The following is a 19,212-nucleotide window of genomic DNA, read 5'->3' on the forward strand; positions in this document are numbered from 1 at the left end:
AGGCAGAACGACTTCTGAACCTCTACTCAGTTGTTCTTCATATGCAACTGATAAATCTCATTGGCAATGGCGATATCCTCCAGCCCCAGTCCGATTGAGCGGAAGAAGGTATGGCGCTCGGGATCGGGAAGTCGGGCGACTCCCGTCATCAGCTCGGGCAAATCTCCGCAAATACTCTCGGGTAACCAGCCATGCTGGTCTTTTGCCAAGCGCATTTCCCCTGCGCTGTCGGGCGTGGTAACCCGGTAATCGCAATAAACGCTCATGTTCAGCAGGGATTCAGGAGGTACTTCGTGCGCCAGTGGGGCATTGGTACAAATGGAGGTGATCAGCGCCGGCTTTTTCAGCATGGCAGGGTCAAGCACCGTTTGCCCGGCCGAGGTGCACAGCATGATGACATCCGCATCATCAACGGCACTGGCAAGTTCGGTATGAATACTGACGCGCGGATCGATGTCCCGGAGTGTCTGCTGCTCGGACGCTGGCAGAGCGTCAATGTTGGGGGCGTACAACCTGATATCCCCCCACTCGCGCAGTGCCAGGACATGCCGGGCATGAGCCTGCCCCAGCCGCCCTACTCCCACCACGGCCAGCTTGCTGACCTGAGTGGGCGCGAGCAAATCGACGGCGAGCGCTGTGGTTCCCGCCGTTCGCTCAACCGTCAGTTGTCCCGCATCACAGAGCAAGCGAGGTTGACCGTCATCCATCGACATCATCAACGTCCAGGCCGTCACCAGGGCCCCTTCCGGACGCGGGATATAGGGTGAGAGCTTTGCACCAAAGACCCGCTCCTCGGCAAGTGTTCCGAGGTAGCTGATGAAGTTGCCTTGCCCGTTGGGAAACGGATTGCGCAGTTGTGGAGGTTGCACAGCCTTTTCCTGTCCCAACGCCAGGAACATACGACGCATTGCGGACAGCACGTCAATCTGGCCGATCAGTTTGGCCACTTGAACTGAATCAAGTACGGCAATGTCATTTTTCATCGAATACATTCCTTCATCGAGCATCTGACAGAAAACCTTAAACATCGAAACCACTCGGCTCGAGTTCATGGGAAAGAATATTAAAACAACTAATTGAATAGCTTATAGCTACCAAGAGAATTGATACTTCTTACACAATACAACCCGGCACATCCGATCTCTAAAGATGGGCGACTACATCGATTTCGATATCAAACGGAAACGGCCAAGGCTTGACTGCAACGAATGAGCGGACGGGTGGATTCTCAGGAAAATACTTGCGATACACGGCGTTCACCTCATCAATCATCGATGGATCCGTCACGAAGATCGTGGTTTTCACGACGTTATCGAGGCACGATCCTGCCGATTCAAGAACAACTTTCATCACCTGCAATACAGCGTGCGTCTGTTCAATAATCGTGCCTCGAACAATATTCCCGGTCAGCGGATCGAGCGGCGGCAGGCCACAGGTATAGAGCATCGAACCCGAGCGAATCAGCAAAGAGGTCGGTGTATTCAAACGTCTGAGTGCTTCAGATAAAAACGGTACTTCTATTATTTCTTTCATGGAGGCATCCATTATTGATACAGGCGGGCCCTACGTTCACGTTCAATCGACGCGACGTAGTGTTGGATATACATGCAAATAACGAAGTAGATGACGCCGACAAACAGATAGAGCTCTTTATAGAACCCTTGCCAGTTTTCGTCATAAAGGCTTGATCTTGCCGATCCAAGCAAATCGAAAAGTCCGATGATCATCAACAGCGAACTGTTCTTGACGAACGCGATGGCGATGTTGGCAATCGGTTGCAGCGAATGGGCGATGACTTGCGGCAAGATGACGTAGGCATGACTGCCCCAATAGCCGAACCCCAGGCTTGCCGACGCTTGGCGCTGACCGACTGAAAGTGCTTGCAGGGCACCGCGCAAGGCTTCGGAAAAGTAAGCGGCGGTAAACAGCGAGAGACCGATACCTGCCCGAAAAAGCTTGTCGAAAATAAGCTCGTCCGGAAGGATCAACGGAATGATCGCAAAGGTCATGAAGACAATGGTGATCGCCGGAACACTGCGAATGAGATCGACATAAAGCCGACACGGAACAGAGACAAGCGGCATCTGCGACCGACACCCCATCGCCAGCAGCACACCCAGAGGGAACGCACACACAAGGCCGGCAATGCTGATCAGCAGGGTGATTGGCAGTCCACCCCAACGCGCACGATCCACTGACTCAAGACCGAACAGTCCGCCACTCATCAATAGATAACCAATCAACGCGGCCAGTACCCACAGCACAATGGCCGTTGTGTGATGGCGGACCCGGAACAAACACCAGAGCGCAACCGCCGCGATCAATGCAACGAAGGTGATCGGACGCCAAAGCGATTCCGGAGGATAGGCCCCGAACAGGATGAGATTGAGCTTGGTGCCGATGAACGCCCAGCAAGCACCTCCGTTCTGGTGGCATAGCGCGGCATTACCGCTAAAGGTTGCATCAAGCAACAACCATTTGAAGATACCCGGGCCAACCAAGACGACGCCCCAGAGAAACAGTGCGCCGAGCACAATCCGGCTTGGCATACCCGAGCCCAGGCCTTTGAGGCGCTGGATTAGCGTCAAGGGTGCGACAATCGACACTTGGGCTCCATTATTCAGATCACCAGACATAATGTTTCTCCCAAAGACCGATTACCTGCGTCGTAATAATGTTTACCGTGACGTAAACCAGCATGAAAATGCTGATCAATTCGATGGCCTGCCCCGTTTGATTCATGGCGGTGTTTCCCGCCGAGACCAGTTCCGGGTATCCCACGGCAACACCGAGCGAACTGTTTTTCATCAGGTTCAGTAGTTCACTGACCACCGCCGGCATCGCGATCCGGAAGGCTTGTGGCATCACGATGTAGCGCAGCACACCAAAGTGCGTCAGGCCCAGCGCATAACCTGCGGCAATCTGTCCCTGGGCAATGGACTGCACAGCCCCGCGGATCGCTTCGGCTATATAAGTGCCCGTGTACACCGAGAGCCCGATGAACATACTCATGAACTCGGGTGAAAAGTGCCCGCCGCCGCCAATTGAAAACTTGCTCGCCGTGGGCCATTCAAATGTCATTTGCCCGGACCACAGGGCATAAGCCGTGGACACGGAGGCAATCACGCTCAGGAGTATCAGCAAGGCTCCCGGGTTTTTCAGTGCGCTGCCACCGGTCCTCACGCTTCTCAAGATAAACGCCACGACGGTGCAAAAGATTGCGACGATCGCCGTCAATGCGAAGGGGGTTGGCCACGGAAAATTAACCCCGCGATTGCTGATGAACAGACCCGGTAGCGGTTCCAGAGCCTCCCGAACTACCGGTAAACCGTAAGTAAAAACAGCGAACCAGAAGAACAACTGCAGCAGCAGCGGCGTATTGCGGATCGTCGAGACATACACTTTGGCAATTCGTCTGGCCAGGCCGAATTTGGACAACTGAGCCAGCGCCGCCAATACCCCGAGCAGCACGGAGAACACAATGGCGCAGAGCGCCACTTTCAACGTGTTCGAAAACCCCGCGAGCAAGGCGTACGCATATGACTTGTCACCGCTGAAAGCAATCATGCTTTCGCTGAGGTCGAAGCCGGCGCGAGTCCACAGAAAGCCGAACCCGGTATTGATCCCTTTCTGTGTAAGGCGCTCGTTGATCACGTGCCCGAAATACCAAACCGCAATCACGACAGCCGTGAGTACTACAAGCTGGACCAACACAGTGACTGCCCGGTGTTGGTGTTTAACTGCGCCATCTCTTGCCGACATGACCTTCACCTCTCGTTTCTGATTCGCCATCTATGCGGCGTTTGAGCCATTCACATCACGGATCAGAAAAGCGGGGCGTACAGCAGACCACCGTCCGACCACAGCGAATTCTGGCCACGCTTCATCTGCAAGGGCGTATTTGCCCCCACGTTGCGCTCGAAGATTTCTTTGTAGTTGCCTACCGCGGAGATGACATTGATCACCCAGTCATCCTTGAGACCCAGCCCTGCCCCCACACCTGGCGTTACCCCCAGAAGGCGCCGGACGTCTTCGTTGTTACTGGTGAGCATTTGTTTAACGTTTTCTTTGGTGATCCCCAGTTCTTCTGCAGTAAAGGTTGCGAAGACGGTCCACTTGACGAGGTCTGCAAAGTGCTTGTCATCGCCTCGGACGACTGGACCCATTGGCGATTTCGAGATCACATCAGGAAGGATGACGTAGTTTTCGGGGTTGCCCGAGTTGAGCCGGATAACCGCCAACTGCGACACGTCGCTGGTGATTACATCGCAGCGGCTTGCGAAAAAGGCCGAGAAGAATTCAGTCCCGCTTTCGATCACCACAGGTTTGAATGTGATCTTCAGTTTGTCGAAGAAATTGCGAACCACATACTCGCTGGTTGTGCCCTGCTGAATGCAGACCGTAGCGCCATCGAGTTCTGCCGCCTTGGTGACGCCCAGTTTTTTGTTGATCAGAAAGCCTTGGCCGTCGAAGAAATCAACCACCGGAAATTGCAGCCCCATCGTGGTATCGCGCGTCAGGGTCCAGGTGCTGTTCCGAGAGAGGACATCCACTTCGCCATTCTGCAGCGCCGTGAAACGTGCCTGATCGGACAGCGGGACAAACTTGACTTTCGGCTTCTCGAAAATCGCCGCCGCGAAGGCTTTGCAGAAATCCGCATCAAACCCCTGCCAATCACCCGCACTGTTGGGCGCACCAAAGCCGACCAGGCCAGGGTGCACACCACAGACAAGCACTCCACGCTCTCGAATTTTCGACAAGGTATCGGCCTGTACCGGTGCAGAAATTGCCAATGAAAGCCCCAGGGCTGCTGCGGTAGATGCGAAAAGAACTCTTAGACGTGTCATCAGCCTCTCCACTCGGTAGAAAGTATACGATTTCAAGCTATATGACTTTGCGAGCGGCTGTCAAGCCACAAAAATGGTGACGTTGGTAATTTATTTTGAGTTTAGATCGGGTGCGATGCGAGGTGACTGATCACCGGCGTGGGTCGCAATGCGCAGACCCCAATCACCGATGATGCCAATCAAAAGTCAGTCTTCCTGGCCGACCTTCTGATCAACGGATTGTTCTGCAACGGCGATGGCATGCTGGAAACTTTCAAGAAATACAGTTTCTGCATGGGTCATTTTTTGCTCGCGATTCCACAACAGGTGAATGTCCACGTCGGAGACACCATCCCTGGGCGGTAGGCGCCAGAGCATGCCGTTGTAGAGATCAATATCGAGTAAGTGCTCTGGCAAACAGCCGATACCAAATCCTGCGATCACCAACCTGCGAATTTCTTCAAAGTTTGATGACGAAGCGACGATCTTGCCGGTGAAGCCCTGTTGGTCGCGAAACACGGTAAGCGGCGAAAGATTGCCGCCAATCTGGTCGCTCGTGAAGCTGACAAAATTTTCCCCTTGCAGCTCAGCCAGATCCAGGCCACGCACGCCAAAAAAGCGATGGCGTTTTCCGCAAAAAAAGGCATATCGCTGACGTATCAGACAACGCTGCTCAAGCTTGGGTTGAGCGATGCGGCATAAACCGACACCAACGGTGGCGGTCTTCTGCATCAGCGAACTGAGAATGTCGGAGCTGCGCATTACCTCTATTTCCAACTCCACACGCGGATGATTGAGATGAAAATTCGCGAGAAAATCATCATAGACCGTCGATTGCACCCGGCTGATCGAGAGCAGACGCACCTTCCCCACCACATCATCCTGAGGGCCTTCGATGGCCGAGCCGATGCGCGACACGTTGCCGTACATCTCTTCGGCAATTCGCAGTATTTCCTCTCCCGCCTCAGTGAGATCGAAGCGTGGCCCCTTGCGCGAAATCAAGGCGCACTCCAACTGCTCCTCCAGCCGCTTGAGTGATTGACTGACGGCCGATTGGGTAATGAACAGCCGCGCCGCAGCACGGCTGATGCTCCCTTCCTGACCAATCGCCAGGTACGTGCGCAACAAATTCCAATCCAGACGATCGTTGAGGAAACGCCGCCCTCCCCATCTAGCCTGCATTAGCTCTTCATTCGAGTTTTTGCTGCTCATCTTGATGTCCATTATTAGCGTAGCTTAATCAGCGCTTAAGAATTAGCAAATTGCTTAATTATAGAGGCTACGAGATAAAGCACGAAGGCGCCAGAGGGACAGAGCGTTACCGTGATCCGATTGATCCCTGTCGGAAAAATAATTAGAGAAAGGAACTTACATGTACACACCCGACAACATTGCCCCCGCCGAGTGGAAGGCCCGTTGCGAACTGGCCGCACTGTATCGACTGGTCGCGTACTTTCGCATGACCGACCTGATCGACACCCACATCACCCTGCGCATTCCAGGCCCTGAGCACCACTTCCTGATCAACCGCTACGGCGTGATCTTCGATCGCATGAAAGCCAGCGACCTGGTGCGCATCGACCAGTACGGTCAGGTAGTAGGAGGTGCGAACGAGCGCACCCGTGTCAACGCCGCAGGCTTCGTGATTCATTCGGCGATCCACATGGCCCGCCCGGATCTCAACTGCGTGGTGCATACCCATACCGCAGCCGGGATGGCCGTGGCCGCCCAGGAGCAAGGCCTGTTACCGATCAGCCAGCATGCGCTGAAGTTCTACGGCAAATTGGCTTATCACACCTATGAAGGCATTGCGCTGTCGCTGGCCGAGCGTGAACGACTGGTCGCCGACCTGGGGCCACACAAGGCCATGATCCTGCGTAACCATGGCCTGCTGGCGGCCGGTGGAAACGTGGCTGAAGCCTTCCACGAAATTCACTTCCTGGAGCGCGCCTGCCAGGCGCAGGTCGCGGCACTGGCCGGTGGCAGCCAGCTGGTCTACCCCAGCAAAGAAGTCTGCCAACACACAGCAGAACAGTTCGGCCGCGACGAAGCCGAGGAAATCATGGGGCTGAGCTGGAATGCCGCCTTGACCTTGATTGAAGACCAGCGCGAGTCCTATTGCTCATGAACACCGTCGTACTGCTGTCGCGCGACAGCACCCTGCTCGGCCAGCTCCAGGCGGCCTTTGCCCGACAGGCGCCGGACATACGGGTGGTGCTGGCCGACGACCCGGTCGCCAGTGAAGCACAAGTCGCCGCATGCTGGTTCCCGCCGGCCAACAGTTTGGGCGCGCTGCCCAATCTGCAACTGGTGCATTCGGTTGCCGCGGGTGTTGATCACTTGCACACCGATCCCAGCTGCCCGAACTTGCACGTGTGCCGAGTGGTCGATCCCGCGCACCGCCAAGGCATGACCGAGTACGTACGCTGGGCGGTGATTCACTATCACAGGCGTTTCGATCAGGTCTTGCAGCAGCAGCCTGACCAGCTCTGGCAGCGCCCGGTACAGATTCAGGCAAAGGATTTCAAGGTCGGGGTGATGGGCCTGGGTTCGCTGGGCGCCGCCATTGCCGAAGACCTGGCCAGCGCCGGCTACAGCGTTCGCGGCTGGGCGCGCAGTGTCAAAAACCTACCCAACGTGGTCTGCCACAGCGGTGATCGGGCGTTCAGCGGTTTTCTCGAAGGCCTCGATCTTTTGATCAACCTGCTGCCGTTGACCCCGGCTACCCGAGGCATTCTCTGCACTGAAACCTTCCAGGCTCTGGCGGCTGGTGCGGTGGTCGTCAACTGCGGTCGCGGCCAGCACGTACGCATCGACGATCTACAACAGGCATTGTGCAGTGGTCAGCTGCGCGGTGCGGTGCTCGACGTCTTCGAGCATGAACCCCTGCCGGTCGATGATCGCCTGTGGCGCATGCCCGGGGTGATCGTTACCCCGCACATGGCATCGGCGGCGTCCCACGACTGCATCGCCAGCCAGATTGCCGAAAACGTGCGGCGGCTGGCCCGAGGCGAACCCCTGAACAACCCGGTCGATACGTCCCTGGGCTATTAAGACACGCGACAAGAGGTGAATGATGAAAGTATCCAAAGTCAACGGTGAGCGCCTGTGGGGCAGCCTGATGGACATGGCCAAGGTTGGCGCCACCGAGCGTGGCGGCAACTGTCGCCTGGCCCTTTCCAGGGAAGACCTGGTCGGTCGCGAGTTGTTCATGGGCTGGTGCCGTGAGGCTGGCTTGAGTATCGCGTTCGACGCCATTGGCAACCTTTTCGCCCGCCGCGAAGGCCAGGACAACGCCCTGCCGCCGATCGTCATGGGCAGCCACCTGGACACCCAGCCAAAAGGTGGCCGCTTCGATGGTATCTACGGCGTGCTGAGCGGACTGGAGGTGATGCGTTGCCTGAATGAACAAGGCATCGAAACCCGCCAGCCTATCGAAATCGCCGTGTGGACCAACGAGGAAGGTGCGCGCTTTACTCCGGCCATGTTCGGCTCGGCGGTGTTCACTGGCATTCTGCCGTTGCAAACGGCATTGGATGCCCGTGATGCCAATGGCATCAGTGTCGCTGAGGCCCTGGCCGATATAGGCCAGAGTGGTGAACTGCCCTTGCAGCGAGCCTTCGATTCTTACTTCGAAGCCCATATCGAACAGGGCCCAATCCTGGAAGACAACGGCCTGCCGGTGGGTGTCGTCACCGGTGGCCAAGCGATCTGCTGGCTGGATGTGCAGGTTGGCGGTGTCAGTGCCCATGCCGGTACCACACCGATGCCGTTGCGCAAGGATGCCCTGTTCGGTGTCGCGGAAATGGCCAGCGTGCTGGAATCCATCGCCAGAGACTTCGCACCCAAGGGGCTGGTCACGGTGGGCCAGCTGGAGATCGCCAAGTCATCGCGCAACACCATCCCCGGCCGGATCAACTTTACTGTCGATCTGCGCCACCACGAAGACCAACAGATCGCCGCAATGGAACAAGCCGTATACGAGCGCTTGCAAATCGTGGCCGACAAGCGCGGTTTGAGCCTGGCGATCAGTCGTCACTGGCTCAGCCCGGCGACACCCTTCGATGCCGATTGCGTGACCGCTGTACGTTCGGCGGTCCAGGCGCTGGGTTACCCCCATCAGGACATCGTCAGCGGTGCCGGGCATGACGCCATTCACCTCGCCGGGCATTGCCCGACCACGATGGTCTTCATTCCCTGTGTCGGTGGCCTGAGCCACAACGAAGCCGAAGATGCCCTGCCAGACGATGTTCGTATGGGCTGCGACGTGCTGCTCAATGCGTTGCTGCGGCGAGCTCAGCACCTGAGCGACTGATTATGCAAGCAACACCGAACCTCTGAGGTCGCGTCATCCACACGACCTCGGAGGCAGGGCCCGCTTGCGCCTGAAAAAACAATAAACCCGATCTCCGGCCACAGCATCACCGTTACCCACACTGCCATCCAATAAATCAATCCACTGAGCCCGACGCTCAATTTGGAGAAAAAAGGCATGAACAGCTCCGCGTGCATCCAGACCGCTACCCCGACGGTCGAACCCAGCGTCAACATGAAAAAAGTCGCCGTCGCCAGCGTTATTGGCACCACGGTGGAATGGTACGACCTGTTTGTTTTCGCCACGGCTTCCGCCCTGGTGTTCAACAAGATTTTCTTCCCGGCGTTCGATGCCTTGATCGGCACCCTCCTGGCGTTCGGCACCTTTGCTTCGGCTTATGGTGCGCGCATCGTCGGGGCTGCCTTGTTCGGCCACTACGGCGACAAGCTTGGGCGCAAATCGATGCTGCTGATTTCGCTATTGACCATGGGCGCGGCAACCTTTGCCATCGGTCTGTTACCGGATTACGCCAGCATTGGCATCTGGGCACCGATCCTGCTGTTGACCCTGCGGATCATTCAAGGCCTGGCCCTGGGCGGTGAATGGGGTGGTGCGGTGTTGATGGCCGTCGAGCATGCCCCCGCCAACCAACGTGGCTTGTATGGCTCATGGGTACAGATCGGCGTGCCTGCCGGTACCATGATTGCCAACCTGGCCTTCCTGGCGATCGCCTGGCTGTTGCCCGCTGAAGACATGCTTGCCTGGGGCTGGCGCGTCCCGTTCCTGGCCAGCGCACTGCTGATTGCCGTAGGCCTGTACATCCGCCTCAACATCACCGAGACACCTGCGTTCCACAAGGCTCAAACCAGCGAGCCGCAAATCAAGTTGCCGCTGGCCGAAGTCTTCAGCAAATACTGGAAGCAAGTCCTGCTCGGCGGCGTGGCAACCATGTCGACCGGCGCATCTTTCAACATCATCGTTGCCTTCGGCCTGACCTATGGAACCCAGACCCTGGGCTTCAGCCGCACCATCATGCTCAGCGTGGTACTGGCCTCCTGTGCGCTGTGCATCGTGCTCTTGCCAGCCTTCGGCGCACTGTCTGACCGCTTCGGCCGCAAGCCGGTGATCATTGCCGGTATCGTCGGTGAAGCGCTGGTCGCCTTCCCTATGTTCTGGCTGATGGATACTCGCGAGCTGCCGCTGGTATTTCTCGGCTATGGCTTGTTGATGACTGCGTTCGCCGCCAACTACGGGCCCATCGCAACCTTCCTCGCCGAGCTGTTCGGCACCCGTGTGCGTTACTCCGGCCTATCGGTGGCTTACATGCTCTCCGGGCTGCTGGGCAGCGCGGCCACGCCTATCGTGACCACGGCCCTGCTGGCGATGACCGGCAAAGGCTCGTCAGTGGCCTGGTACCTGATTGGCTCTGCGGTCATCTCCCTGATTGCCCTGTTACTTCTGACCGAAACCTTCAAACGCGACTTGAGCGCCGGGCGGGCTGAATAGCACCAAGTGACCCACAACAAGAATAAATCCACCTGCACTTGATCCTGCTGCCATTCACGCACCCTCTGGATTCGTACACCATGGAAAAAACCCTGCACCTTTTTGGCATGAGCGCCGGCGCTTGCCTTTTGAGCCTGAGCCAGGTCGCTTCAGCCGACTTCATTAGCGACAGCAAAGCCACACTGGGCCTGCGTAACTTTTACTTCAACAACGACTACCGCGACCGGCCCGGCAGTGCCGGCCAGAGCAAAACCGAGGAATGGGCGCAGGGGCTCATGCTCAATTACACCTCCGGTTTTACCGACGGCACTCTTGGGTTTGGCGTCGATGCGCTGGGGCTGGTGGGCCTGACCCTGGACAGCGGCCAGGGCCGCCATCGCGGCAGCTCGATGATCCCGACTGAAGGTGATGGCGCTGCCGATGAATGGAGCCGCCTGGGCGTGACCGCAAAAGCCCGTTTGAACAAGACCGAAATGCGTTACGGCACGCTGACGCCCAAGCTGCCGATCCTGGTCGCGAACGACGGTCGCCTGTTGCCACAGACCTTTGAAGGCGGCCAGATTACCAGCAGCGATCTCGACAAGCTGACCTTGACCGCCGGCCGTCTGGAGCACGCTACCGGGCGTGGCTCCAGTGATAGCACCGGGTTGGCGGTCAGCGGTGGGAGTCAGGAGAGCAACCAGTTTCTCTTCGCCGGTGCCGACTACAAAGTCACTAAGGATCTGACCGCCCAGTATTACCTGGCCAATCTCGAGGACTACTACACCCAGCACTTTTTCGGGCTGCAGCATGTGCTCGCGCTGGGCGAAGGCCAGTCGTTGAAGACCGACCTGCGCTACTTCGATACATCTTCCGACGGCGCCAACAGCTCGGCCAGCGGGCGGACCGACGGTTTCCGGGTCGGTGGCTATAGCCGAAACGGTGCCGGTGAAATCGACAACCGCACCTGGAGCGCCCTCTTCACCTACAGCCTTGGTGGCCATGGGTTGACCGGCGGTTACCAGAGCGTTTCCGATGGCAGCAACTTCGTCCAGCTCAACCAGGGTTCCCTGGTGGACAAAGGGGCCGGTGGCGCAAGCCTGTATCTGTTCACCGACCGCATGCTCACCAGCTTCAACCGGGCCGGCGAACGCACCTGGTTCGGCCAATACGCCTATGACTTCGCTGCCTCGGGCGTACCGGGTCTTCGGGCGTCGATGGTTTATCTCAAAGGCAGCCAGATCAAGACCACTTCAGGCAGCGATCAGCAGGAATGGGAGCGTGACCTGGCCCTGGATTACGTTATCCAGGACGGCACGTTCACAGGCCTGGGTTTCGGTTGGCGCTATGGCGTTCTGCACTCCGAAGCCGACGCCAATCAGGACCAGAACCGCCTGTTCGTCAGCTACACCCTGGCATTGTTCTGATTCACCGGCCCGCCGCCCATGTCGGGTCGGCGGGCCTCTATTCTCAGCGAGGCTCTCTCATGAAACGTATCCAGGCAGCACCCGGCACAATTGGCCCGGTCGGTCCTTACTCCCAGGCAGTGGTCAGCGGCCATCTGGTGTTCACTGCCGGCCAAATACCCGCTGTAGGCGGACTGGACCAGCAACCCGAAGGCTTCGAAGAGCAAGTGCGCCAGACCTTGCGCAACCTGGAAGCCATCCTGATCGCGGCAGGCTCGGACTTCGATCACGTGATCAAGGTTAACGGCTATCTCACCGATCCAGCTCAACTGGAACCCTTCAACCGGGTCTATACCGAAGTGCTCGGCCATGCGCCGCCGGCACGCACCACAGTCTGCGTGGCACTCTGGGGGGTGGCACTGGAAATTGATTGCGTGGCCGAACTCATCGATTGCGCGCCGCAGAGGTAAGCCATGAACGCCGATACTCAATTGCTTGAAAAGCTCCATCAGGTCAGCTTCGCCACCCTCGGGCATTTGCTCGAAGACGGCTTTGTCAGTGCCGAAATTCGCTCCATGCTGAGCGCCGTCAAAGTGGTAGGTCGCGCCGTGACGCTGAGCGTGATCGACGCCGATGCCATTGCCGTCAACCGCGCCTTGGCAAGCCTGCAAGATGGCGACGTGCTGGTAATTGATATGAACGGTGATCGACATCACGCCTGTGTCGGCACGGTCACCGCCTGTGCGGCTCAAGCACGAGGCGCCAGAGCCATAGTGGTCGACGGCGTGGTGACCGATATCCTTGAACTGCGCGAAGCCGGACTGCCCGTTTTCGCCCGTGGCACCAGCCTGCTGACCACCAAACTGCACGGCAACGCCGAGAGCCGCTTGAATGTCCCGGTGCAGTGCGGCGGGGTTCAGGTGCACCCGGGTGATCTGGTGCTGGGTGACGATAACGGCTTGCTGATTCTCGACAGTCAAGCACTCGCCGCAGTCATCGACCAGGCACTGGCCAGTGACCGTGCAGAACCCGGTCTGCTGGTACGTCTTGAAGCCGGAGAGTCAATAGCATCCGTACTGCGTGTTGAATGATTGATCGTTTTGTAATGTAGCCAACGATTCCGGCGCCGCGCGTCATCATAGAGCGGGCGCCTTTCCTCAGGGCGTGAAGCGGACACACAGCGTAAGAGCAGTTGCCACCCATTTCAGGTAATCAACTCATGGGCCGGGCAGCACCGTTGGTGGGATCTCCGTCAAAGAGCATCTGTTTGAGGCGTTGACGTTCTTCCGTTCTTGGCAGTACACCGCAAGTCGTTGCCTCCAGCACAGTAATGCCTTCTGAGTTGACTATCCTGACTTCGGCTTTTGCGTGCCCCCGCTCATCAATATCAACGATGAGCCAGTGGCAGGTGATCTGTTGTCCTGCGTAAACAGGATGTTTGAACTCGAAACTCATCCCTGTCGCCAGCCAACCAATTTGCCCGCCAATTTCGGTGACCAGGCTGGCAGTCAGAAGACCATGGGCAATGGGTGCCTTGAACCTGCGCAGCTGCGCGTAACGGGCATCACAGTGAACCGGATTGTAGTCTCGCGAAATCTGCGCGAATTGACGAATATCGTCAGCTGAAAAGCAGCGGACTACCGTGAACCGGTCTCCGGCCTTGAGACCTTCGGCAGCGCGTTCTCTTGGGCTTTTCATTTCGACTCCTTGGCAGGTGTGGGTGGGCAGATCAAAAAGCATGCTCGGGTCCGGGAAATACTCCTGTACTCACCTCAAGTGCAAAGTCCCTTCGGCAAACAGAACCACTGCGATGAGGATCATGGCCGCACCGGAAAAACGACTGACCCGTTGAGCGGCGGCTGGGCGCGCCCGAAGAACAACTTGCGAGCCAAATCCGACCAAAAAGTAGATCACGCCACAACTGAACGTGTGGACGAGCCCGAGCGCAATCATCTGCATCGGTACAGGCCAGGGTGCGGTGGCGTCGGCAAATTGAGGCAGGAGCGCCAGGAACAGCAGGAACACTTTCGGATTCAGCCCGCTGACGCAAAGCCCCTTGAGCGCCCAGCGCTTCCAGGAGCCTGACGCCTGAACCTCATCCGCGTGCGGTGTGGAGGGGCGCACGAGCATGTTGATGCCCAACCAAAGCAGATAACCCGCCCCGGCCACCGTCAGCACCGACATGGCCACAGGGTGGTTGGCGACCAGGGGGCCAACACCACCGGCTACCACCATTGTGGCAATCAAGTGGCCGGACAACAGTCCGCCCACAGCGGGTATGACGACTCGATGCTTCAAGCCTGCGGATATCGCGTAGGCCCAATCGGCTCCAGGCGTGATGACGAACAAAATCGACACCGCCCAGAAGGCAACAAAAACACTGAAGGTCATGGCGTCACCTGCTGCAGTTGATCACTCACCGCGATGTTCATCATTCCGCTCTCGAGTCAAGGGTCGTCCCCAGGATCTCTTGAGGGGACAACGGTTGTTTTTGATGGGAGGAAGAATAATGAAATGGAGTTAGAATTAACTTTCAAAGATGGTCGTCATGACATTACAGATTGGGAAAATATTCTACGTGGACAAGACTGATCGGAAGATTCTTGCCGAGCTACAAAAGGATGGCCGCCTTTCGATCACTGATCTTGCCGAGCGCGTGGGCCTGAGCCTCTCACCTTGCCATCGACGAGTGCGGGCGCTGGAGGAATCCGGTGTGTTGCTGGGTTATCGCGCGCAGCTTGATCCCGGCGCATTGGGACTGAATTTTTCCGCCATGGTGTTTGCCACGCTTAGAGAGGGCAACAGGCAAGCCGTCGAGGCGTTCGAGGCGGCGCTCGTTGAAATACCCCAGGTGGTCGATGCCCAAAGATTGTTTGGGGAGCCGGATTATCTGCTGCACGTCATCGCCCAGGATCTGCCGGCCTTTCAAAGGCTATACGATGAAAGCCTTTCGACATTACCCAATGTGCAACGGCTGACCTCGACACTCGTCATGAAGCGGGTTGTCCAAGATCGGCCGCTACCTTTGTGATAGTGCGAGCAATGGCTCTTTCCCGCCTTTCAAGCAGGGTTATGAACAGGTAGAAACAAGCGTTTTACGTAGGGGTAATGAGCTCGATGCCTCATCACGCTACTGATCCAGCCGCAGATTAGCTACTATGTTTGCCCGCCTTGCCTGTCTGCGGATTTCTTCATTCTGGAGCCCGAATGCCTAGTCAAAAGGACATCGCCGCCGAAAGCGGCGCACCGATGATCCCGGAGCAGCGCCGCGAATTGATGCTGCGACAGTTGCGCAAGCATCAGGTGCTGAGCGTTCATCAATTGATGGAAATGTTCGACTGTTCGCACATGACCATACGCCGCGACATCGCGTTGCTGGAGCAGGAAGGTCGTGCTTATTCGGTAACGGGTGGGGTACGAATTGCCAGCCAGCTGCACAGTGAGCCCAGCCATCAGATCAAGGCTGTGGTGGAGTTGCCGCAGAAGCAAGCCATGGCCAGGCTCGCCGCCCGGCTATTGCATGCCGACATGACGGTTTACCTGGATGCGGGAACCAGCACGCTGGAAATTGTCCCCTACATCAAGGCGCTGTCTGGCATGACCGTGGTGACGAACGATTTCGGCATTGTCCAGGCACTGATCGAAGCCCCCCATGTCACGGTGATTCATACCGGCGGGCAGCTGGATCACTCCAATCAATCGTGCGTGGGCGGTCTGGCGGTTGCCACCTTGCGTCAGGTGGTCACCGATATCGCGTTCATATCGACCAGCTCCTGGGATTTGCGGCGCGGCCTCACCACCCCTTCGGCGCTGAAGGTGGAGGTCAAGCAAGCCGCGATGCAATCGGCTTCGCAAGTGGTGCTGGTGGCCAGCAGTTCGAAATACGGCACCTTCAGCATGTACAAGATCGCCGGGCTCGAGCAGTTCGACATTATTCTCAGCGATGACGCGTTGACCGCTGCAGCGGCCGATGGCATCCGCAAGCAGGGTGTCGAACTGTTGCTACCGGCTGACAGTACACCGGCGTGAAACAACGGGCTCCTGCATCCTGCGGAGCCCGTCGCCGCCCTCCTCTATAATGCTTAACGCGCCTTCCAATCGCGCAACCACTGCAAGCCGGCAGACGTGTTGCCTCGCGGCCGGTATTCACACCCTACCCAGCCGTCATAACCCAATTGGTCGATCAGCTCGAACAGATAGGGATAATTGACTTCCCCCAGGTCCGGTTCATGCCGGTCAGGCACGCCGGCGATCTGGATATGGCCGATACCATCGAAGTCGCGACGCAGTTTAGTCGCCAGGTCGCCCTCGACGATTTGGCAGTGGTAGCAGTCGAACTGAACCTTCAGGTTACTGGCGCCCACTTCCTTGCAGATGGCCTGGGCCTGATCCTGACGGTTGAGGAAAAAGCCTGGCATGTCGCGCGTATTGATCGGTTCGAGCAATACGGTGACGCCTGCCTTGGCCGCCTGGCCGGTGGCGTAGGCGAGGTTCTCCAGGTAAACGCCGTGATGCCGTGGGCGATCGCTTTCCGACGGCAACAGCCCGGCCATCACATGGATGCGCGAATTGCCCAGCACACCGGCGTACTCCAGGGCACGATCAAAACCGATTCGAAATTCACTCTCCCGGCCCGGCAACGACACGATGCCCCGCTCCCCCGCTGCCCAATCACCGGGCGGCGCGTTGAACAGTGCCTGCACCAGGCCGTTGTCGCTCAAGCGTTGTTTGAGTTCTTCAGCGCTGTAGTCGTAGGGAAAAAGATACTCCACCGCTTCGAAACCGTCAGAGGCAGCGGCGGCGAAGCGATCCAGAAACTCATGTTCCGGGTAGAGCATGCTGAGGTTGGCTGCAAAACGAGGCATGGTAGCTCCTGAGATAAAGGGTTAGACAAAGGGCCAGATCAGCAGGGTAATACAGAAACCCAAGGTGCCGAGCAAGGTGGTCATCACCGTCCAGGTGCGCAGACCGTCGGCCACGTTCAGGCCTGACAGCTTGGTAAAGATCCAGTAACCGGCATCATTGATATGGGACATGGCCAACCCGCCACCGCCCATGGCCAGACACAGCAGGGCCATGTGGTTCGGGGTGAGATCGAGGGTCGCAATCAGCGGGCTGATGATGCCGGCAGTGGTCACCAGCGCCACCGTGGTCGAGCCCTGCACCGCGCGCAACAGCATGGTCAGCAGAAAGCCCAGGGCCAGAACCGGCAGACCGGTGGTGCGCAGCATGTCAGAGACCACGGCACCGATTCCGGTGTCCACCAGCACCTTGCCGAATACACCGCCGGCACCGGCAATCAGAATCACCATGGCCACGCCGGGCAAGGCCGAACCGATCACGTCTGACACCTGAGTGCGGCTCCAGCCCCGACGCGAACCCAGCAACCAGGCACACAGCAAGGTGTCGATCAGCAGCGCCACCAGCGGCGCACCGACCACGGTCATGATGCCGCGCAGAGTCGATTCGGCCGGCAGCAACGAGGTAGACAGAGTCCCCAGCAGAATCAGAATGATCGGTAGCACGATCAAGCTGACGATCAGGCCAAAACCCGGTGCGGGGGCCGGCGGCAATTTGGCAACGATGCTGCTGGTCGACTCTTCCAGGCCCATGTGTGATACGGCTTCAGCCGCTCGATCAGCGCTGATGTCGTTGCCATTGGACCAGGCAGCCAGATCCTCGTTGGTGACATGCGGGCCATAGACCTCGGCACGAATATCGTCGGTCATCGGGTACGCCCGACGGGTCATGCGCCCGGCTACGCGGTAGCCGACATAGCAAAGGAACGCGGTGATCGGCAACCCGAACATCAGCACGCGGCCCAGGTCCGCGCCCAATTGACTGGCAGCGGCCACTGCACCCGGGTGTGGCGGCAGAAAGGCGTGTACGGTCAACAAGGCCGCGCACATCGGCAACGCGTACACCAACAGCGGCTTGCGCGCACGCCGGGCAATACCATAGGCCAGCGGCATCAGGATGATCACGCCCACTTCGAAGAACACCGGTACCCCGACCATGAAGCCGGCAATGGTCAACGCCAGGGGTGTACGCCGGTTGCCGAAACGGGTGATCAGGGTCTTGGCCAGCGCCTCGGCACCGCCGGAGAGCTCGATGATCCGCCCGATCATCGCGCCCAGGGCAATGATGATTGCGATATGACCCAGGGTCTTACCCATGCCGCCTTCGATGGTAGCGACCAGATCGGCCGGTTTCACCCCGGCCACCAGCGCCACCAGAATGCTCACCAGCATCAAGGCCACGAAGGGCTGGAATTTGTACTTGAGCACCAGGAACAACAACAGCGCGATGCCCACCCCTGCGGTAATCATCAAGATTAACGGGCTCATTTCACAAACCCTCCACGCCGGGTGAACGAAAGGATTCTTCTGAAAATGCCACAGTGAAGGCGAGTCATGCCTGGAGTTCCTCTTGTTATTGTATTTTTAGGCAAGCCGGGGCCATCGAGAGTCGCTGAGCGTCTCCCGGACAGGGCCTGCGTTATCTATCTGTCATGTTCTATCGTGTTAAAAAATCAGCGCTCTACCAGTGCGCACCGAATGTCTCTCGCAGCTCGTCCAGCGCCACCTGATCCAGCGGTTCAGGCTTGGGATTGCTCATCAGCCAGAGTCGTGCGGTTTCCTCGAGTTCTTCCAGGGCGTAGCTGGCCCTGGAGACCGAACTCTCCCAGACCACCGGGCCCAGCCGTTCGAGCATCACACCGCGAACGCTATTGGCCAGCAATGCGACCTGTTCGGCAACCTTCGGCGAACCGGGTCGCTGGTAGCCAATCAACGGGATATGCCCGACTTTCATGACCTGATACGGCGTCAGCGGCGGCAGAATGTCGTTCGCCTGCCAGACACCGGCGAGCGTCAATGCCACCAGATGGGTGGAGTGGGTATGCACGACACCACCGACACTTGGATTACGGTCGTAGACCTGGCGATGCAACGCCAGGGTCTTTGAAGGCTTGTCACCGGACACCCATTCACCCGCCAGATTGACCTTGGCGATGGTCGCCGGATCGAGGCGCCCGAGGCACACATCCGTCGGCGTGATCAACCAGCCGTCATCCAGGCGTGCGCTGATATTACCGGCGCTGCCGACGGTGTAACCGCGCTGGTAAAGGCTGCGGCCAACCTCACAGATTTCTTCGCGCAGGGCGTTCTCGTGACTCATT

20 protein-coding genes are annotated in these 19,212 nt (G+C 58.0%); 9 read left to right on the forward strand and 11 right to left on the reverse strand.

What is annotated here, in order from left to right; translation table 11 throughout:
- Nucleotides 1-26 precede the first annotated feature (26 nt).
- The 6 genes from AC1D1M_RS01775 to AC1D1M_RS01800 form a co-directional block, all read right to left on the reverse strand.
- Nucleotides 27-983, reverse strand: coding sequence for an ornithine cyclodeaminase family protein (locus tag AC1D1M_RS01775; RefSeq protein WP_477774630.1), 957 nt, complete (start codon nucleotides 981-983; stop codon nucleotides 27-29).
- Between the two features lie 160 nt (nucleotides 984-1,143).
- Nucleotides 1,144-1,533, reverse strand: coding sequence for a RidA family protein (locus AC1D1M_RS01780; RefSeq protein WP_477774243.1), 390 nt, complete (start codon nucleotides 1,531-1,533; stop codon nucleotides 1,144-1,146).
- An 11-nt stretch (nucleotides 1,534-1,544) separates the two neighbouring features.
- Complete coding sequence (locus AC1D1M_RS01785; RefSeq protein WP_477774244.1) at nucleotides 1,545-2,636, reverse strand: amino acid ABC transporter permease; 1,092 nt, start codon at nucleotides 2,634-2,636, stop codon at nucleotides 1,545-1,547.
- Nucleotides 2,626-3,762, reverse strand: a complete 1,137-nt coding sequence (locus tag AC1D1M_RS01790; protein ID WP_477774245.1) for an ABC transporter permease subunit — start codon at nucleotides 3,760-3,762, stop codon at nucleotides 2,626-2,628. Before AC1D1M_RS01790 ends, AC1D1M_RS01785 begins: the two co-directional genes overlap by 11 nt.
- A 62-nt stretch (nucleotides 3,763-3,824) precedes the next feature.
- On the reverse strand, nucleotides 3,825-4,847 hold the full coding sequence (locus AC1D1M_RS01795) for an amino acid ABC transporter substrate-binding protein (protein ID WP_477774246.1): 1,023 nt from the start codon (nucleotides 4,845-4,847) through the stop codon (nucleotides 3,825-3,827).
- 186 nt (nucleotides 4,848-5,033) lie between these two features.
- On the reverse strand, nucleotides 5,034-6,038 hold the full coding sequence (locus tag AC1D1M_RS01800) for a LysR family transcriptional regulator (RefSeq protein ID WP_477774247.1): 1,005 nt from the start codon (nucleotides 6,036-6,038) through the stop codon (nucleotides 5,034-5,036).
- A gap of 160 nt (nucleotides 6,039-6,198) precedes the next feature.
- Between AC1D1M_RS01800 and AC1D1M_RS01805 the strand changes: the two genes are divergently transcribed.
- From AC1D1M_RS01805 to AC1D1M_RS01835, 7 genes are all read left to right on the forward strand, one after another.
- The gene (locus AC1D1M_RS01805) at nucleotides 6,199-6,954 is read left to right on the forward strand and encodes a class II aldolase/adducin family protein (RefSeq protein WP_150813087.1); all 756 of its coding nucleotides are present in this window, start codon (nucleotides 6,199-6,201) and stop codon (nucleotides 6,952-6,954) included.
- Nucleotides 6,951-7,880 (forward strand): 2-hydroxyacid dehydrogenase, encoded by a 930-nt coding sequence (locus AC1D1M_RS01810; protein WP_477774248.1) that lies wholly within the window; start codon nucleotides 6,951-6,953, stop codon nucleotides 7,878-7,880. The genes AC1D1M_RS01805 and AC1D1M_RS01810 overlap by 4 nt, the downstream gene beginning before the upstream one ends.
- Nucleotides 7,881-7,902: 22 nt before the next feature.
- Nucleotides 7,903-9,141 carry a Zn-dependent hydrolase gene (locus AC1D1M_RS01815; protein WP_477774249.1) on the forward strand — a complete coding sequence of 413 codons (1,239 nt, stop codon included), beginning with the start codon at nucleotides 7,903-7,905 and terminating at the stop codon, nucleotides 9,139-9,141.
- Between the two features lie 177 nt (nucleotides 9,142-9,318).
- Nucleotides 9,319-10,647 (forward strand): MFS transporter, encoded by a 1,329-nt coding sequence (locus tag AC1D1M_RS01820; RefSeq protein ID WP_477774250.1) that lies wholly within the window; start codon nucleotides 9,319-9,321, stop codon nucleotides 10,645-10,647.
- Between the two features lie 80 nt (nucleotides 10,648-10,727).
- Nucleotides 10,728-12,053 (forward strand): OprD family porin, encoded by a 1,326-nt coding sequence (locus tag AC1D1M_RS01825; protein ID WP_477774251.1) that lies wholly within the window; start codon nucleotides 10,728-10,730, stop codon nucleotides 12,051-12,053.
- 59 nt (nucleotides 12,054-12,112) lie between these two features.
- Nucleotides 12,113-12,502, forward strand: coding sequence for a RidA family protein (locus tag AC1D1M_RS01830; protein ID WP_477774252.1), 390 nt, complete (start codon nucleotides 12,113-12,115; stop codon nucleotides 12,500-12,502).
- A gap of 3 nt (nucleotides 12,503-12,505) precedes the next feature.
- On the forward strand, nucleotides 12,506-13,123 hold the full coding sequence (locus tag AC1D1M_RS01835) for an RraA family protein (RefSeq protein WP_477774253.1): 618 nt from the start codon (nucleotides 12,506-12,508) through the stop codon (nucleotides 13,121-13,123).
- A gap of 121 nt (nucleotides 13,124-13,244) precedes the next feature.
- Here the strand turns inward: AC1D1M_RS01835 and AC1D1M_RS01840 are convergent, their stop codons facing one another.
- Nucleotides 13,245-13,730: a MaoC family dehydratase gene (locus AC1D1M_RS01840; RefSeq protein WP_477774631.1), complete on the reverse strand. Its 486-nt coding sequence runs from the start codon at nucleotides 13,728-13,730 to the stop codon at nucleotides 13,245-13,247.
- A gap of 69 nt (nucleotides 13,731-13,799) precedes the next feature.
- Entirely contained in the window at nucleotides 13,800-14,423 is a 624-nt protein-coding gene (locus AC1D1M_RS01845; protein ID WP_477774254.1) for a LysE family translocator, read from the reverse strand.
- Nucleotides 14,424-14,610: 187 nt separating this feature from the next.
- Between AC1D1M_RS01845 and AC1D1M_RS01850 the strand changes: the two genes are divergently transcribed.
- Both AC1D1M_RS01850 and AC1D1M_RS01855 read left to right on the forward strand, forming a co-directional pair.
- The gene (locus AC1D1M_RS01850) at nucleotides 14,611-15,063 is read left to right on the forward strand and encodes an Lrp/AsnC family transcriptional regulator (RefSeq protein WP_477774632.1); all 453 of its coding nucleotides are present in this window, start codon (nucleotides 14,611-14,613) and stop codon (nucleotides 15,061-15,063) included.
- A 176-nt stretch (nucleotides 15,064-15,239) separates the two neighbouring features.
- Nucleotides 15,240-16,061 (forward strand): DeoR/GlpR family DNA-binding transcription regulator, encoded by an 822-nt coding sequence (locus AC1D1M_RS01855; RefSeq protein ID WP_477774255.1) that lies wholly within the window; start codon nucleotides 15,240-15,242, stop codon nucleotides 16,059-16,061.
- 53 nt (nucleotides 16,062-16,114) lie between these two features.
- On the opposite strand, the gene otnI is transcribed toward AC1D1M_RS01855, so the two are convergent.
- From otnI to otnC, 3 genes are all read right to left on the reverse strand, one after another.
- A complete protein-coding gene (gene otnI, locus AC1D1M_RS01860; protein ID WP_477774256.1) occupies nucleotides 16,115-16,897 on the reverse strand; it encodes a 2-oxo-tetronate isomerase in 783 nt (260 codons plus the stop codon).
- 21 nt (nucleotides 16,898-16,918) lie between these two features.
- Entirely contained in the window at nucleotides 16,919-18,379 is a 1,461-nt protein-coding gene (locus tag AC1D1M_RS01865; RefSeq protein ID WP_477774257.1) for a GntT/GntP/DsdX family permease, read from the reverse strand.
- Nucleotides 18,380-18,572: 193 nt separating this feature from the next.
- Nucleotides 18,573-19,211, reverse strand: coding sequence for a 3-oxo-tetronate 4-phosphate decarboxylase (gene otnC, locus AC1D1M_RS01870; protein WP_477774258.1), 639 nt, complete (start codon nucleotides 19,209-19,211; stop codon nucleotides 18,573-18,575).
- Between the last annotated feature and the right edge of the window lies 1 nt (nucleotide 19,212).

The organism is Pseudomonas sp. P1_F7 (genome assembly GCF_056405655.1).